The 16,476-nt window shown below is 58.1% G+C and carries 16 protein-coding genes and 1 other annotated feature; of the genes, 3 read left to right on the top strand and 13 right to left on the bottom strand.

Annotated elements, in window-relative coordinates; all coding sequences use genetic code 11:
* Positions 1 to 9: 9 nt before the first annotated feature.
* The 10 genes from J4G14_01475 to J4G14_01430 form a co-directional block, all read right to left on the bottom strand.
* A complete protein-coding gene (locus tag J4G14_01475) occupies positions 10 to 699 on the bottom strand; it encodes an HAD-IA family hydrolase (GenBank protein ID MCE2456472.1) in 690 nt (229 codons plus the stop codon).
* A complete protein-coding gene (gene trpD / locus J4G14_01470; GenBank protein ID MCE2456471.1) occupies positions 696 to 1,709 on the bottom strand; it encodes an anthranilate phosphoribosyltransferase in 1,014 nt (337 codons plus the stop codon). Before trpD ends, J4G14_01475 begins: the two co-directional genes overlap by 4 nt.
* Positions 1,710 to 1,723: 14 nt before the next feature.
* Positions 1,724 to 2,311, bottom strand: a complete 588-nt coding sequence (locus tag J4G14_01465; protein MCE2456470.1) for an aminodeoxychorismate/anthranilate synthase component II — start codon at positions 2,309 to 2,311, stop codon at positions 1,724 to 1,726.
* Positions 2,312 to 2,360: 49 nt separating this feature from the next.
* Positions 2,361 to 3,806, bottom strand: a complete 1,446-nt coding sequence (gene trpE / locus J4G14_01460; protein MCE2456469.1) for an anthranilate synthase component I — start codon at positions 3,804 to 3,806, stop codon at positions 2,361 to 2,363.
* A 94-nt stretch (positions 3,807 to 3,900) separates the two neighbouring features.
* Positions 3,901 to 4,950: a tryptophan--tRNA ligase gene (gene trpS, locus J4G14_01455; protein MCE2456468.1), complete on the bottom strand. Its 1,050-nt coding sequence runs from the start codon at positions 4,948 to 4,950 to the stop codon at positions 3,901 to 3,903.
* A gap of 207 nt (positions 4,951 to 5,157) precedes the next feature.
* Positions 5,158 to 5,426 (bottom strand) — a binding site (T-box leader).
* 49 nt (positions 5,427 to 5,475) lie between these two features.
* The gene (locus J4G14_01450) at positions 5,476 to 6,435 is read right to left on the bottom strand and encodes an LLM class F420-dependent oxidoreductase (GenBank protein MCE2456467.1); all 960 of its coding nucleotides are present in this window, start codon (positions 6,433 to 6,435) and stop codon (positions 5,476 to 5,478) included.
* Positions 6,436 to 6,545: 110 nt separating this feature from the next.
* Entirely contained in the window at positions 6,546 to 6,731 is a 186-nt protein-coding gene (locus tag J4G14_01445; GenBank protein MCE2456466.1) for a tautomerase family protein, read from the bottom strand.
* A gap of 54 nt (positions 6,732 to 6,785) precedes the next feature.
* Complete coding sequence (gene coaBC / locus J4G14_01440; protein MCE2456465.1) at positions 6,786 to 7,985, bottom strand: bifunctional phosphopantothenoylcysteine decarboxylase/phosphopantothenate--cysteine ligase CoaBC; 1,200 nt, start codon at positions 7,983 to 7,985, stop codon at positions 6,786 to 6,788.
* Positions 7,986 to 7,988: 3 nt separating this feature from the next.
* On the bottom strand, positions 7,989 to 8,762 hold the full coding sequence (locus J4G14_01435) for a type III pantothenate kinase (protein ID MCE2456464.1): 774 nt from the start codon (positions 8,760 to 8,762) through the stop codon (positions 7,989 to 7,991).
* A gap of 3 nt (positions 8,763 to 8,765) precedes the next feature.
* Entirely contained in the window at positions 8,766 to 9,815 is a 1,050-nt protein-coding gene (locus J4G14_01430; protein ID MCE2456463.1) for an LLM class flavin-dependent oxidoreductase, read from the bottom strand.
* A gap of 195 nt (positions 9,816 to 10,010) precedes the next feature.
* On the opposite strand from J4G14_01430, the gene J4G14_01425 reads away from it, so the two are divergent.
* On the top strand, positions 10,011 to 10,721 hold the full coding sequence (locus J4G14_01425; GenBank protein ID MCE2456462.1) for an ABC transporter ATP-binding protein: 711 nt from the start codon (positions 10,011 to 10,013) through the stop codon (positions 10,719 to 10,721).
* On the opposite strand, the gene J4G14_01420 is transcribed toward J4G14_01425, so the two are convergent.
* The 3 genes from J4G14_01420 to J4G14_01410 all read right to left on the bottom strand — a co-directional run bounded on the left by J4G14_01420 (position 10,714) and on the right by J4G14_01410 (position 14,116).
* Entirely contained in the window at positions 10,714 to 11,964 is a 1,251-nt protein-coding gene (locus J4G14_01420; GenBank protein MCE2456461.1) for a glutamate dehydrogenase, read from the bottom strand. The two genes, J4G14_01425 and J4G14_01420, sit on opposite strands and share 8 nt — an antisense overlap.
* A gap of 44 nt (positions 11,965 to 12,008) precedes the next feature.
* A complete protein-coding gene (locus tag J4G14_01415; protein ID MCE2456460.1) occupies positions 12,009 to 13,490 on the bottom strand; it encodes a trehalose-6-phosphate synthase in 1,482 nt (493 codons plus the stop codon).
* Between the two features lie 167 nt (positions 13,491 to 13,657).
* Positions 13,658 to 14,116: a hypothetical protein gene (locus J4G14_01410; protein MCE2456459.1), complete on the bottom strand. Its 459-nt coding sequence runs from the start codon at positions 14,114 to 14,116 to the stop codon at positions 13,658 to 13,660.
* 505 nt (positions 14,117 to 14,621) lie between these two features.
* Between J4G14_01410 and moeB the strand changes: the two genes are divergently transcribed.
* Both moeB and J4G14_01400 read left to right on the top strand, forming a co-directional pair.
* Complete coding sequence (gene moeB / locus J4G14_01405) at positions 14,622 to 15,449, top strand: molybdopterin-synthase adenylyltransferase MoeB (protein MCE2456458.1); 828 nt, start codon at positions 14,622 to 14,624, stop codon at positions 15,447 to 15,449.
* A gap of 64 nt (positions 15,450 to 15,513) precedes the next feature.
* Positions 15,514 to 16,362 carry a sulfurtransferase gene (locus J4G14_01400; GenBank protein ID MCE2456457.1) on the top strand — a complete coding sequence of 283 codons (849 nt, stop codon included), beginning with the start codon at positions 15,514 to 15,516 and terminating at the stop codon, positions 16,360 to 16,362.
* Positions 16,363 to 16,476 lie beyond the last annotated feature (114 nt).

Genomic DNA, 16,476 nt, shown 5'->3' with positions numbered 1-16,476 from the left:
GAATCGGGGCTAATCTCGAACGAGGTCAGCTACGCTCTCAAGCAGGGCCAGCCTGGGATACGCGTCAAATGTCTCAAGAGGAGTGGCACCTGTTCGTACTGGCACGAACGGAATTCCCGCCGATTTGGCGGCACTCGCATCAACTTCATTGTCCCCCAAATAGACGCAACGCTCGATGGGCAACCCAAGTCGGTCGGTCGCCTTGAGCAGACTCTCGGGATGTGGCTTGTGGTGCGTCACGTCCTCACCACCGATGATTACCTCGACAGTGTCAAGTACACCGTCGCGTTCGAGTGTGGTCTCTATGCGGAAGCGGAATTTGGTCGACACGATCCCCAGTCGGTAACCTAGTCCATGAAGGGTCTTCAGCACATCAATTGCCCCTGGCAGGAAGTAAGTGCCTTCGACCATAACCTCGTCAGCCTTGTGGGTGAAGAGCTTCATGAATTCCTGACCCATTGGCCGGTGCTGCTCGCCCCTGAGTACCACAAGGGCCTCAGGGATATACAGCCCTATTGTGTTTATTATGTCTTCAGTGGACGACTCACCAAGTCCCATCTCGGTGAGGGCGTAGTTCATGCAGGTTATGATTCCAGCCGACGAGTCGGCCAGCGTAAAGTCGAAGTCGAATAGGACCGCGTCGGCATCGACGACGGCGGGGTGAATTCCACTTCTACTGGCGCTTGGATCGTGGGTCATTCGAGTGACTGGCTCAGTTCGACCAGCTCGTCGAGTTTGGCGATAGCCCTGCCATGATCGATAGATCGGGCGGCTAGCTCGACTCCTTCGACCAGATCCGCGGCCACGTCAGCGGCAACAAGCGCGGCGGATGCGTTCATCAACACCACGTCGCGTGCGGGACCGTACTCGCCGGTCAGAACACCACGAGCCATGGCTGCACTCGACTCGGGACTGTCGATCTGGATCGATTCTAACGCAGCGCGTTGGAGTCCCAACTCGGGAGGAGTAACTTCCGTCTCGGTAACCATACCGTTCTCAAGGTTCCAGACCGATGTTGACGCCGAGATTGAGAGTTCGTCTATTCCGTCGATGCCGTGCACGATTAGCGCCTTCTGGCTGCCCAGTCTACCAAGAGCCTCAGCCATTCGACGCGCGAGGCTTGGGTCGGCTACCCCGATGACCTGCCGGTCAGCTCCTGCCGGGTTGGTCAAGGGGCCGAGAATGTTGAACACGGTGCGGATGCCTATTTCACGACGAGGGCCGGCTGCGAAGCGCATCGACGGATGGAATCCCTGGGCGAACATGAATCCGAAACCGATCTCGTCGATGCACCTGGCGACTGCTTCGGGCGACAGTGCGATGTTGACTCCGAGAGCCTCAAGCACGTCGGCAGAACCAGTGGAACCAGACATAGCTCGATTGCCGTGCTTGGCTACCTTCGCCCCTGCACCAGCGGCGACGAGAGCGGCTGTGGTCGATATATTGAAACTGGATGAGCTATCGCCCCCTGTCCCAGCGGTATCGACGACGGTGCCTTCGACCTCGACGTGCAAGGATTTCTCTCGCATCACTCGGGCCATGCCGACGATCTCATCGACGGTCTCGCCCTTCATTCTGAGCGCGGTTACGAGAGCGCCAAACTGGGCTGGCGTCGCCTCGCCAGTCATGATCTGTTCCATGGCGTCAGACGCCTGGTCAGTTGAAAGATTGCGTCTGGAGACGACAATCTCAATTGCGTCCTGGATCATGGTCCTTCTCCTCGTTAATCGGCAGTTTCGGCAGGTGCCGGAGTGTCCAGAAAATTCTGCAGCAGGTCCTTGCCGACCTTGGTCATGATCGACTCGGGGTGGAACTGTATACCTTCAACGGGATAGTCGCGATGGCGGATCCCCATTACGAGGCCGTTATCGGTCCAGGCGGTTACTGAGAGGTCTTCGGGCAGGTCGTCCTGGTATACGGCGAGCGAGTGGTAACGTATTGCTTCAAAAGGATTGGGCAGTCCTTTGAACACCCCCTCACCGTCGTGGTGAATGAGCGACATCTTGCCGTGCATAATCTCACCCGCTCCTCCGACGGTGCCACCGAAGGAGTAGCCAACACACTGGTGTCCCAGGCACACGCCGAGCGTGGGCAGGCTTGTGCCAAAGTGCCGGATGACATCGTTCGATATGCCTGCCTCGGCGGGAGTACACGGACCGGGAGAGATGACGATCTTTTCCGGCGACATGTCAGCGATCTCTTCGAGCGAGATCTGGTCGTTCCGGGCGACGTGGACGTCGGCTCCCAATTCACAGAGGTACTGGTAGAGGTTGTATGTGAAGCTGTCGTAGTTGTCTATCAGAAGTATCATCGTTGAGGTCTCCTTCATCCTTCGACAGGCTCAGGACGAACGATGTGGATCAAATGTCGATCTCCCGCTCGGCCTGGTCTATGGCGGTCAGGATGGCCGATGCCTTGTGCAGGGTCTCCATGTATTCGAACTCGGGAGTCGAGTCGTACACAATTCCCCCGCCCGCCTGGACATGCGCAACGCCGTCCTTGACGACCGTGGTACGGATAGCGATTGCGGTGTCCATGTTGCCTGAGAAGTCGAAGTAGCCAACAGCTCCAGCGTATACGCCGCGACGGTCGGGCTCCAGCTCAGCGATTATCTCCATGGCGCGTATCTTGGGGGCTCCTGAGACCGTCCCTGCCGGGAAGCAGGCACGGAGGGCGTCGTAGCTGGTGTAGCCGTCCTGAAGCTCTCCAGTTACATGCGACACGAGGTGTATGACGTGCGAGTATCGCTCGATGTCGAGAATCTGCGTTACGTCAACTGTGCCGGGTTTGGAGACGCGGCCAACGTCGTTGCGGCCGAGGTCGAGCAGCATGATGTGTTCTGCTCGCTCCTTCTCGTCGTTGCGCAGCTCGTCTTCAAGGGCCAGGTCCTCGGCCTCGGTCCTTCCCCGCCTGCGAGTTCCTGCGATGGGATGAACGGCGACCTGCCCGTCCACGACCTGTACCAGCAACTCCGGAGAGGCTCCAACGATCTGGAAGCCGTCGAGGTCGAGATAGTACATGTACGGTGAGGGATTAATGGCCCTGAGCGCGCGATAGATCTGGAAAGGGTGGGCCGAGGTCTTCCTCGACATTCGCTGGGCGACGACCGTCTGGATAACATCGCCGGCGATAATGTACTCGCGGGTCTTCTCGACCATCTCCTCGTAGGACTCGCGGGTCATGTTGAACTCGAGATCGGCGTCAGTCTCGCCCTCGAGATTGGGCTCGGGCAGGCGGGGCTGGTCCTTGAGCCTGGTGACAAAGCCGTCAATTCGAGCGCAGGCATCTTCGTAGGCGATTTTGGCGTCTTCCTCGATATGCGCGTGACTAACCACCTTGATCTTGTGGCGAATATGGTCAAACACGAGGTAGCTGGTCGAGAGCATGAAAATCGATTGAGGCAGTCCCAGCGGGTCCTCGTCTGGGGAAGGCAGACGCTCGAAGTGTTGAACGGCATCGTAGGCTATGTAACCGACCGCGCCGCCATTGAACTTGTCGAGATAGTCGACGTCGGCCAGCTTGTACTTCGACAGCATATTCTCGACCGGCTTGAGCGGATCGACTTCTCCAAGGAGTTCGTCTGCGCCGGTCTTTACGATCTCCACAGGGTCGGTACCGATGAAGCTGTACCGCGCCAGTCGTTCGCCTCCTTCGACGCTCTCGAGCAGGTATGAATATGGAGGCTTGGCGACCTTCAGGTAGGCCGACACGGGTGTCTCCAGGTCGGCGCTGATCTCTCGGAAAACAGGTATGAGGTTCGCGTCCTTCGCGTACTCCTCAAACTGTTCGAGTGTTGGGTAGTGCATTTTGGTTTTCCTTAGTAGGGCATGAGGGGCAGGCATACGTCCAATTCACCCTCATCCCAACCCTCTCTCCCTGAGGGAGAGGGAGTATTTCTTTTCAGCTTGGCAGGACGAAGCCGACCCGCTCCTTCATCTCTTCGAGCTTGGGGCTTGAGACTTCGCGTGCCTGGTCGGCGCCCACTGCCAGGAGTCTGTCCAACTCGGCGACGTCGTCCATCAGCTCGTAGTAGCGTTCACGGATGGGTCTCAGGCCCTCGATGACTACCTCGGCGACTCGACGCTTGAGATCGCCGTAGCCACGGGCGTCCGCGAAGTCACTTTCTACTTCGGACTCGGACTTGTCTGTCATCACCTTGTAGATCCCGAGGAGGTTATTGACGCCAGCTCGTTCGGGGTCCTCGCTGAAAGTTATGTCGTTTCCAGAGTCGGTGACCGCGCGCATTATGGTGCGCTCGATCTCCTTGGGCTCGTCAAGCATCCTGACAGCGTGTCCCCTGATGTGGGAGTAGCTCTTGGACATCTTGGCGTTTGGGTCGTTTAGCCCCATTACCCGACCGCCGATTTCGGGAATGACGGCCTCCGGTATGACGAAGGTATCACCGTAAATGCGGTTGAAGCGGAGAGCTATGTCACGGGTCAGTTCGACGTGCTGTCGCTGGTCATCCCCAACGGGGACCTCATGAGCGCTGTACAGAAGTATGTCGCCGGCCATCAGCACCGGGTAATCGAGCAGGCCAGTAGATACGCTCTCGAGGCCCGCTGACTTCTCCTTGAACTGTGTCATCCGTTCGAGCCAGCCGATTGGCGTGACGCAGTTGAGTATCCAGCATGCCTCGGCGTGGGCTGTAACGTGGCTCTGGACAAAGAGCGTGCTCTTGGCAGGGTCGATACCGCTGGCAAACAGTACGGCCGCAAGCTCACGGCTCTGGCGACGGAGCTCGTCCGGAGCAATATCGACCGTAATGGAGTGCAGGTCGACTACACAGAAGAAGTTTTCCTTCTCGTCCTGTCCCTCGACCCAGCCCTTGAAGGCTCCGATGTAGTTGCCGAGCTGCGGGTCGCCGCTCGGCTGAACTCCGCTGAAGACTCTACGGCGAGTCGGGGCGTTCGGTCCAGTTTCTGTAGATGGTGTCGTAAGTGTGGTCATGATTGCTCCGTTGAGGCTTCTTCAAGTCTCCCCTAGCGGGAGAAGACTAGGATGAGGGGTAGCTGTTCAGTTCATTCACCCTCACCCCAACCCTCTCCCATCAAGGGAGAGGGAGGCGGATGTGATTCCCACAAGTGTCGGCGGACTGTCCTGTACACGCCTACACCTCCAAGTGCGCTAAATTTCTGCAAACAAAAACCCGTCCCCCATAGGGACGGGTATCGATGATCCGTGGTACCACCCTAATTCACCGTCCGCCATGGCGGACAGCCTCTATTCAGGCACGGAAGACGCATCCTCGATGCCCTGAGCGTTGGTAACGGCGCTCTCTCCGTCCAAGCCTACAATTCGCCGCGGCGAAGTTCGGTTGGCGGCTCCCAGGTCCATTCAGTCCTCTCGTAAGCGCCGGGCTCTCACCTGCCCCGACTCTCTGAGGCTCCGTCTGAAGACTTACTAGTCCTGATCTCAGCCTTTAAATGTGCTGTGTGAGTATAGCCGATGGGCGTCGGCGAGTGTCAAGAATCCCTAGATCGATTCAGCGAGCGGGATGATCTCCTCGGCGAACCGGGACATCCGGTCTTCCGTCTCGACGGGGTCCTGGCTTCGGAAGTCGAATATCAGGTGCGTCACGCCGGTGTCAGAGTAGATGCGGATGTCTTCGAGGACGTCCTCCGGGCTGCCTGAGAATCGTCGGCGGGTCCCTTCGCTGTCCATCGATGCATCATATAGCGGTGCCTTCATCGACAAGTCGATTGAAGCAGGATCACGCCCTGCCTGTTCGGCTACTTGGTGGAGCATAGCAACGTTTTCAGCAAGTTCTTCGGGTTCGAGCGGAGTCGCGGGAATGGCCCCTACGGGATGCCATGCATTCCCCAGCCGGGCAGCGCGCCGGATCGCGGGGCGACTCTGACCGCCAATCCATATGGGCGGATGGGGCTTCTGAACAGGTTTGGGCAGGAATGTAACGTCGGCGAAGCTGGTGTACTTACCTTCGAAGGAGGGGCTGTCCTGGGTCCAGAGCTCAATGAAGGCCTGAAGATACTCGTTGGTCACGGCACCACGCTCTGAGAAGGGCGGAGCGCTCAGCATCTCGAACTCCTCCTCCATCCAGCCAACTCCCGCCCCAACTATCAGCCGTCCCTTAGAGAGCACGTCCAATGTGGCGAGCATCTTGGCAGTCAGCAGAGGGTTGCGGTATGGGACTATCATCACGCTGGTGACGAGGCGTATTCGTTCTGTAACGCCAGCCAGAAAAGCGAGAGTCGTGATCTGCTCTGGCCACTCACCTCCACCCATGTTGCCGCCCGCGAGGATATCACCAGTGAGGCTGTAGGGATAAACGGAGTCGACGTTGTTGGGCTGCAGGATGTGGTCTGGAGCGACCATACAGTAGAAGCCCAACGTGTCGCCGAGGCGGGCGATTGACTCCAGCGCATCTGGCCGCGCGCCCGCACCGTTGCTGGGAAGATAGTAGCCGAAGTTCATGTGAATACCTCAAGCGGACCTTGCGCCCATTCTCTGGACGATGTGAGCAATGTGCCCTCAAGGCACGTGACGACCTCGCAGGGCGAGGCGATACCAGGAAGTCGCGGACCCTACTCGTCCGACGCGAGCGTACCAGCCTGCGCCCAGTTCTCCTTGGGCACGTCTTCGAAGATGACAAACGTGGCTTCGGCAGGGGCCTTGCCGATATTCACAACAGCGTCGGTAATCACCTTCGCGAGTTCCTGCTTCTGCTCATGAGTGCGTCCTGGCCACATTTCTACTCTAACGATTGGCACTGTTTTTCTCCTTTTGCGAAGTCCTGTTGGTAACTAAGTGTTTTGAATGGTCGATCACTTCAAAAAGGGTACAACGCGGTCGAGGATCTCAACCCCTACGTCGTACTTTGACATGAGGGGCAGCCTATCTATTCCGCCCTCGCGGTCGAGGATGATTACACGGTTGTCGTCAACGGCGAATCCAGCGTCCTCAGCCGTGATGTCGTTGGCGACTATCATGTGCAGGTCTTTCGAAATGAGCTTGGACTGGGCATTGGCGATTAGGTCTTCGCTTTCGGCAGCGAACCCGATTTTGACGAGGTTATCGGAGGCGAGGCCTGCGATAAGGTCCGGGTTCTTTACGAGATCGATTGTCCACGTGTCTTCGCCGCCCTTCTTGACCTTCTGATCGGCGACGTCAGCCACCCTCCAGTCAGCCACGGCAGCGGCCATGACGACAGCGTCGGCGCTGGCGCACTCGTCGTAGAGAGCGTCACGCATGGACAGAGCCGATCCTACCCTGACAACGCGTACGCCTGTGGGATCCGGCAAGGCAGTAGGAGATGTAACGAGGACCGCATCGGCGCCTCTGTCCCTGGCAGCCTCAGCGACTGCGTAGCCCATCTTTCCCGAAGAGTGGTTGGTAATGACACGAACAGGGTCTATGGCCTCCTGTGTGCCGCCAGCCGTTACCACGATCTTACGGCCTGCGAGGTCGCCGTCCTGTCCGAGGACGATGCGAATGTGCCCGATCAGTTCGGGCGTCTCTAGGAGTCTTCCCTTGCCAATGAGACCAGATGCAAGTCGGCCCTCGGCGGGCCCAGCAATGTGAACGCCACGGCGATTCAGCAACTCGACGTTTGCCTGTGTCGCAGGGCTGTCGAACATGTTAGCGTCCATAGCTGGGACCACGAGCAGCGGGGCACGAGTGGCCAGGACCGTGGCTGTGATGGCATCGTCGGCTATACCGTGGGCGATCCTTGCCAGGGTGTTTGCTGTAGCAGGTACTACCGCCACCAAGTCGGCGCGTTCGGCGAGGGCAACATGGTTGATGCTGAGCTCGGAATCCGGTTCGAACATGCTGGTGACGACAGGCCGATGCGTGATGGACCTGAACGTCAACGGGGCCACGAACCGCTGTGCGGCCTCTGTCATAATCACGTCGACTTTGGCGCGCAGTTGGGTCAGTTTGCTAGCGAGGTCAACAGCCTTGTAGCAGGCTATGGAACCGCTGACGGCGAGGACTATGTTTACTCCTGCTAGGTCCTGCGGCATGTTTCAGCGACCGTCCCTATTCATGTCGAACACTATCTTGAGGCCAGTCAGAGTGAGGTTGGGGTCGACAGAGTCAAAGACACCGGCCTCGGAGGCTACCACTTCTGCCAATCCTCCGGTTGCGATAACCCTGGAGTGCTGGCCGAGTTCATCCCTGAATCGGCCTACCATGCCTTTGACGAGCTCAGAATAGCCGAGGACCAGGCCCGCCTGGAGAGCGTGGATTGTATTCCGGCCGATGGCGGTAGGCGGCGGAGCCAGCTCGACCCTCCTGAGCATGGCTGTAGAATGAAACAACGAGTCTGCGGCGATGGAGATGCCGGGAGCGATCGCTCCACCGAGGTAGTCTCCCTGGTCGTTGACGGCATCGAACACGGTAGCCGTACCGACGTCCACGACTATCACAGGGCCACCGAACATCTTAAAGGCAGCAGCTGCGTCTACGATGCGATCTGCCCCAACGTCGCGGGGGGCATCATAGCGAACACGGATGCCCGTTCGAGTCCCTGAGCCGACTTCCAAGGGCTCTACGTCGAAGTAAGTCCTGGCAAGATCCACGAAGCTGGGAGTCAGTGGCGGCACCACGCTGCAAAGAGCAACGGCGTCGATATCGCCAAGCACCATTCCCTGCAGGGGAAGCAGCTGGTTGATCGTAACTGCGTACTCGTCAGGCATCTTTCGGGTATCGGTGGCGAACCTGAAGGTCGTCCTCAGATCGTCCCCGTCGAACACACCGATGGTGACGTTCGTATTGCCTATGTCTATGGCTAGCAGCACGATCTATTTCAGCGCTGGCATGACCTCTTCGCAGAACAGTTTCAGAGAGGACTCGATCTTTTCAGGAGGGATCTCTTCGCCGGCGTTGAACTCGGCGACCACGCCAGTCAGGCTCAGTTGGTCGCGCAGCCTGGCGAGCTGTTCGACGACCATGTCAGGAGTCCCGACTGCGACCTTTTCCTTCCTGACCTCAGTCCAGTTAATCTCAGCGAGCTGAGAACTTCGCTCGGCTCGATCCTCCCGTGGATCCGTACCAGCGCGGGAAACAGAGGCCGCTAGCTGTGACCCCAGCCTCTTGAACTGCTTCATGAAGCTGTTCTCCGGGGTGCTCACGCCGTCTTCCTCCGTCTCACTGACGTACACGGGTATGCGGAGCGAGATGTCAGTCGGCCCGGTGTGGCCCGCATCGCTCCATGCCTTCTTATACATTTCGACCTGCTCTGCGACCTGTGACGCTCCCAAACCGCGTACGCCAACGAAAATCGGGTATCCGAGCTCTCCTAGCAGTGGGAAGGTGTCCGTCGTTGTAGCAGCAATTCTGAACGGAGGGTGCGGCTGCTGGAAAGGCTTGGGGGTGAGACAGACCTCGTCGTACTTGTAGAAGTCGCCCTCGTAGCTGAAGTTGTCCGACATCCACGCGCCCCTGATGATCTCAAGGTATTCGTAGAAGCGTGCCCTGCTCTCGCCATAGGCCATACCGTATCCTTCGTATGAGCCCGGGAAACCGCTGCGGCCTACTCCGTACTCGAAGCGTCCCTGGCTGACCTGGTCGAGCGTGGCTGCTTCTTCAGCCATTCTTATGGGGTTACCGAGAGGGATGACGTGTACCGCAGTACCAATCTTTATGGTGTTCGTACGTCCGGCAATGGCGGCGCCAAGCACGAGGGGCGCCGATAGAACGGACCGCTGCGGGTTGAAGTGGGACTCCGCCATCCAGACCCCGTCCAATCCAAGAGACTCAGCAATCTGAATATGGGAAAAGCCTTCGTTAAACGCATCGGACTGCGTGAGGCCAGGCCGAGTGTGAAATTCCATGAATGAGCCGAATTCCATTTGAACCTCCGAACGACTCCAGTGAAAGCCGCTAGTGAGTCCAAGCGTACGCCTTCACCAGATTGGGGTCAAGATTTGGCACTCAGTTCTCTTTCTGCGTACGTGCCGATACCGTCCGGAATTGAACAGAGTTGATCAAATCAGTCACACTTATCTGGTGTCGCACATCCAGAGCATTTGAGGAGAGCCACATTCATGCAGGCGGGAGATCGGGATCCGCTGGTAGTCGCCAGCAGTGTCCACAAGACATATAGCAGCGGCAAGGGTGTGAAAGTGCACGCACTACGTGGAATCGATCTTCGCGTCGATAAGGCAGAGGTCGTGGGAATCATGGGACCGAGCGGATGCGGGAAGACCACGCTCCTGAACTGCCTGTCCGGGATCGACAACATTGACGAGGGCGAGATCACGATTGGCGGCGTGTCTCTGAATGAGATGGACGACGACAGCAGGACCGACTACCGCGCTGAAGAGATGGGGTTCGTGTTCCAGCTCTACAACCTTCTGCCTGTGCTGAGCTCGGTGGAGAACGTAGAGTTGCCGATGTTGGTCAGCGGGTCAAAGCCAGCCGTGGCTAGATCGAGGGCGATGGAGTCGTTAGACCTGGTAGGGCTAACAGACTGGGCCGGTCATCGACCTGCCGAACTCTCAGGGGGTCAGAGACAGCGCGTGACCATTGCCCGAGCCCTGGTCAATGAGCCTGAAATCGTCTGGGCGGATGAACCGACAGGTGACTTGGACTCGGAGACTGCGCAAGAGATTATGGACCTGATTCTCGACCTGAACCGGAAGAACAGCCAGACATTCATCATAGTCACGCACGCACCGGAGATCGGAGAGCAGTGCCACCGGATAGTACGGATGCGAGACGGCCAAGTAGAGAGCGACGGGCTGCAGACTAGATGAATCCCCTGAGCTGAGATACCTCGGCCACCCGGCCCACACCTACCAGGAAGGCCGCGTCCCTGTAGCTGATCCCCTCTGATATAGCGGTCTCACGTACGGTCCTGTATGCCTTTGTGATGATTGCGTCCAGCTCTTCGTTGACCTCGTCTAGCGTCCACTTGTGCTGGTACAGGTTCTGTGTCCACTCGAAGTAGGAGACGATTACGCCGCCGGCGTTGACCAGAATGTCAGGAATCACGATCACTCCGCGATCTTCGAGAATGGCGTCCGCTTCTGGAGTGACAGGATGGTTGGCGGCCTCGACAACCAGATCAGCCCGGATACGCGGAGCATTGTCTTCGTTGACGACGCGACCGACTGCTGCCGGAACCAGCACCTCACAGTCCAACTCAAGAAGTTCAGCGTTGTCGATATAGTCGGCGCCCTTGAATCCGACAACCGTGCCAGCCTCTTCCGAATGGGCGACTAGGGCATCGATGTCGAGTCCGGTGTCGTTGTAAACGCCGCCATAGACGTCCGATATCGCCACTACCTTGCAGCCCAGCTCTCCAGCAATCCGGGCTGTCCATGAACCGACGTTGCCGAATCCCTGGATGACTATACGCGCGCCCTCCGGGTCCATTCCGAGGTCGGCAGCGGCGCCGCGCATCACGAAGACCACTCCCCTGCCTGTCGCCTGTTCACGGCCCACCGAGCCACCCAGCTCGACGGGCTTGCCTGTGACGATCCCCGGAGTGTAGCCATGAATCTGCCCGTAGGCGTCCATCATCCAGGCCATTGTCTGTGCGTTGGTGCCGAGATCAGGGGCAGGTATGTCGCGGTTCACTGCCAGAAAGTGCTCGATGTTAACGGTGTAACGTCGCGTGAGCCGGTTCAGTTCTTCGGTGCTCAGCAAGCGGGGATCACATTGGACTCCCCCCTTGGCGCCACCGAAGGGAATGTCTACAATGGCCGTCTTCCAAGTCATGAGAGATGCGAGAGCGCAGACCTCCTCCTGATCAACCTCAGGGTGGTACCGCACACCTCCCTTGTAAGGTCCTCTGACGCCGTTGTGTTGAATCCGGTAGCCGTTGAAGACCTCGATTGACCCGTCGTCCATTCTCACAGGGACAGACACGCGAAGTTCACGCCAGGGTCGGGCGAGCATATCTCGCACGCCATCAGCAAGACCGAGCCTTTCGGCGGCACGGTCGAGGAAGACATTTACACCACAGAAAGTAGACTGACGTGAGCTATTCTTCATGTTTATGCCTCAGCGATCTCTGGAGACGGCGTTAACGCGAGAATTCAGTACCCAAATTTTAGCACCGATGTCCGCGCGAGGAGTCCCAAATTCGCTGTTTCGAGGTCTGACGTGAAGGTGGAGCTCCACCCAGAGGCAGTGTTGCGTATTACAGCCTCGTTCATACGCTGCCATCGGGACTTGCGCTCGGCAAGAGGCATTCTGAGCGCATTGTAAAGGGACCGTGCCATTCCGTCTATGTCATACGGGTTAACTATCACGGCATCGGTGAGTTCGGCAGCCGCGCCCGTCAGACTCGACAGCATGAGCACGCCAGGGTCGTCAAGCTGCGAGACTACAAACTCCTTGGCAATCAGGTTCATGCCATCCCTGATCGGAGTGACCATGTTGACGTCGGCGTCCCTGTAGAAGGCCGCGAGACTCTCCTGACTGAACTGACGGTACAGATAACGCACCGGAATCCAGGCGCCATCTGAGTAGCGTCCGTTAATCTCGCCGGTAAGTCGCTCAACTGTCTCGCGTTCCCGGATGTACTCAGGCACGCGTGCTCGCGATGGGTTGGATATCTGAACAAAAGTGACTTTGCCTTGAATCTGGCGGTGCTGCTCGAGCATCCTGGAGTACGCTTGGAGTCGGTGGGGAATTCCCTTGGTGTAGTCCAGACGATCTACACCTATGATGACCTGGGTCGATGGGTCCAAGTTCAACATGCGCTTGAGAGACTCACTTGAGCTCCTGGCTGCGTTCTGAAAAGTGGACGGATCGATGCCGATGGGGTAGACGCCCAATCTCGACGACCGTTCCCCGTAGCCGAGGTCTATTCCGTTCCAGTCGCCCCCGAGTTCAGATCCGAAGGCGTCCACAAGGTTAAACAGGTAACGCCTTGTATGAACGCCGATCAAGTCGAACGACAGCATCGACGCCAGGATGTCTCGAGACCAGGGCAGGATGGAGAAGATGTCGGCTGCCGGGAATGGTATGTGAAGGAAGAACCCCAACTTGCCTTTCCATCCCAGGCGCCGGAGCTCCTCTCCCACGAAGAAGAGGTGGTAATCGTGAATCCAGACGAGATCGTCGTCACTCAGCACTGAACCCAATGCTGTTGCATACCTTCGATTTACGCGTCTGTACGCCCGGTAAGTGTCAGGGCGGATCTGAGTACGCTCGATGAAGCTGTGAAGGATTGGCCAGAGGGTACGGTTAGAGAAGCCGTTGTAGAAAAGATTGATTTCGTCGGACGTGAGATCGATGGTGGCCAGATCCACGACGCCGGGGGTTTGAGCAACTTCGCTTCCATTCCTGGATCGTCGGGGAACGGCACGGCCGCTCCAGCCGACCCACATGCCACCGGTCTCGACCAGGGAGGCACGTACGGCGCTAACAAGGCCTCCAACGGCGCCCGCCCCTCTGTTCGACGGATCCAGGTCAGAAGCCGCCGGGACCCGGTTGGAAACCATTACGAGCCGTCCCATGGCCGAATAGTAGTCTGAGCGCAACTCAGCCGTCAACCGTGGAACTACGGGCACAGGAGGCAATTCAGATAGGTAAGGTCAGGCCAACAACCCTTATGGAATTGCGAATTCCACAGAATGGACCGTCAGAAGTTCACCAGCGATCACTCATTTCCTGACAGGGTGGTGATCATGCTCTCTGAGCTACGGCGTCATGGTACCGCCGGATGTCAGTACTTTGACTACCTCTGTTCCTCAGCGTAGATGATCTTCCACTCCCCGTCTGCGTTACGGAAGGCCATGCGAATTCTGCGGGTGCCGAGTGGCTCTTTCAAATCGAGGTACATCTCTCGCTCGTCTTCACTGACTATGTGAGGAGGGGTGATCTCACTCACATCCAGCCTTACGCCGAAGAGTTCGATCAGTTCTATTTCATTGTGAATTTCTTCCTGCCGCTGCAGGCGGTAGCTCTCCTCCATGAATGCCAGGGTCTTTTCGGCATCGTAGGCATTAAAAGCCTCCCAATAGGTGAAGGCGAGTTGCCTGAGGGCATCTGCTTCTTGAGAGTCCGTAACCGTGCCAGAAACCGGGGCGTCAGCCGGCTCGGCGGTCGGTGTGCTCTCAGTAGATCGTCCGCAGGTGACGCCGATCAAGGCGACCACGATAAGCAGCATGAATGCCATCAGCTGTTTGGGCTTCACTTGCATGTGCCTCCAGGTGGTCCACCAGCACGGGCTAATTCACCTGCGTCATAAGCAGGCCATGGTCGGAATAATCCCATTCTTTCAAGCGTGGACTTAGGACACAACGACTCGTCCTCGTTCCACCTCTGGCCAGAATGGCACGAGAGACTCCTCCCACACTTCTGTGACTGCATCGTCCGATTGCCTCAAGTTGATGGTGTACTAGGCCCGTGCTATACTTGCGACAGCTATAGACTGCACATTTTCGAGGAATATAACAGCCTTGTTACGGTACGTTTCAGCTACATGCACTTGTTGCAGCACCCGTCTTTACGCACGGCGTTCAGACAGGGTTGCCGCAGTCCGGTAGCTAGCTGGCGGCCACGGCCATCCCCAGGGTGGCCCAGCTTAGAATCGGCCTCCACGTCAACGCCCTGCGTTCGACACGGGAGGCTTTTATTTTGTATCAAGTCACCGGTACTTAAGGAGCAACCAGCGAGCAATCCAGAATCGGAGGAACGTAATGACAACTACAACGGTCAGGCCCCTGACTCCCTACCAGGTGAGAAGGTACAGCCGCCACATCATCATGCCCCAGGTGGGCAGCGTCGGACAGCGGAAATTGATCGATGCAAAGACGCTGATCGTAGGCGCCGGAGGGCTGGGGTCGCCGATAGCGATATACCTTACACTCGCCGGAGTGGGGACAATAGGACTGGTGGACTTCGATACCGTCGACGTGACCAACCTGCAGCGCCAGGTGCTCCACTACGACGGCGACATCGGCAAGCCGAAGGTACAGTCGGCGGTTGAGACGCTCAACGCTTACAACCCTGAGACCAACGTCATAACTCATGAGGAGCCACTGACGTCCGACAACGCGATGGAGATCATGGCGGACTACGACATCGTGATCAATGGGGCCGACAACTTCCCGGCTCGGTACCTCGTGAACGACGCAGCTTACCTGTCCAACAAGCCACTGGTGGACGGCAGCATCCTGCTGTTCGACGGCATGGCAACCGTATTCCTTCCGGGCCAGGGATGCTATCGCTGCCTGTTCCCGACGCCTCCGCCTCCGGGTGAGGTCCCAAGCTGTGCCGAAGCGGGCGTGCTCGGAATGCTCCCCGGAATGGTGGGTACGATCCAGGCGACCGAGACAGTCAAACACATCCTGGGCATCGGCGAGTCACTATCGGGACGGCTGCTGCTGATCGACGCGCTGGAGATGGACTTCAGGGCCGTCAAGCTGAGGCGCAATCCTGAGTGCCCGCTGTGCGGCGACAACCCGACGGTTACCGAACTGATCGACTACGTACAGTTCTGCGGGGGAGCGCCGCTTACCGGATAGCTCAACAACCGCCCAACCGCACACTATTTTGAAGCGAGTTTCACCGGCAGGAGGAACACCAACAATGGCAGAGCAACCTGCACACCCTGAATCAATCGTTTCGACCCAGTGGGTCGCAGACAATCTTGGAAACTCAGACGTCGTGCTCGTAGAGGTTGACGTCGACACAGCCGCATACGACCAGGGACACGTGCCCGGGGCAGTCGGCTGGAACTGGTCGACACAGCTTAACGACCAGCTCACGCGCGACATCCTGACTCGCGAGCAGATGGAGAGTCTTCTCGGCGGGTCTGGCATCGGCAACGACACTACGGTCGTTCTGTATGGCGACAACAACAACTGGTTCGCCACATATGCGTTCTGGCAGATGCGGATGTACGGACACGACGACCTGAAGATCATGGACGGCGGTCGCCAGAAGTGGATCGACGAGGGGCGGGAGACTTCAATGGATGCACCGTCCGTCGAGGCGACCGCATACACGGCATCCAATCCAGACACGTCGATTCGCGCGACGCGAGACTACGTTCTGGGAGTCGCGACCACCGACAACAGCACCGACCTGGTTGACGTCCGAGCGCCTGAGGAGTTTGATGGCACGCTGCTGGCTCCGGCCCACCTTCCACAGGAGGGTTCCCAGCGCGGTGGACACATCCCTGGGGCGGCGAACGTACCCTGGGCAACAGCCGTCGCCGCGGACGGTACGTTCAAGTCGGTAGAAGAGCTCCGTGAGATCTACGAGGGCAAGGGAATCACCGGCGAGGGTGAGACCATAGCCTATTGCAGGATTGGTGAGCGCAGCTCGCACACCTGGTTCGTTCTGAGCCAGATCCTCGGGCACGGCAAGGTGCGTAACTACGACGGCTCGTGGACTGAGTACGGTTCCATCGTGGGAGCGCCAATCGAAAAGTAGCATTCCCAGACGATAGGATTGTCCAAGTAGTAGGGGCAGCCCTTGCGGCTGCCCCTTGCTGTTCACAGACTCTATCGGGCGACCACAAGGGTCCGCCCCTACCCTCTTTGGACT

It is taken from the genome of Dehalococcoidia bacterium (assembly GCA_021295915.1).
Lineage (GTDB): Bacteria > Chloroflexota > Dehalococcoidia > Lucifugimonadales > UBA1123 > VXRN01.
The sequence above is the reverse complement of the archived record's forward strand: the minus strand, read 5'-3'. Positions and strand labels throughout refer to the sequence as shown.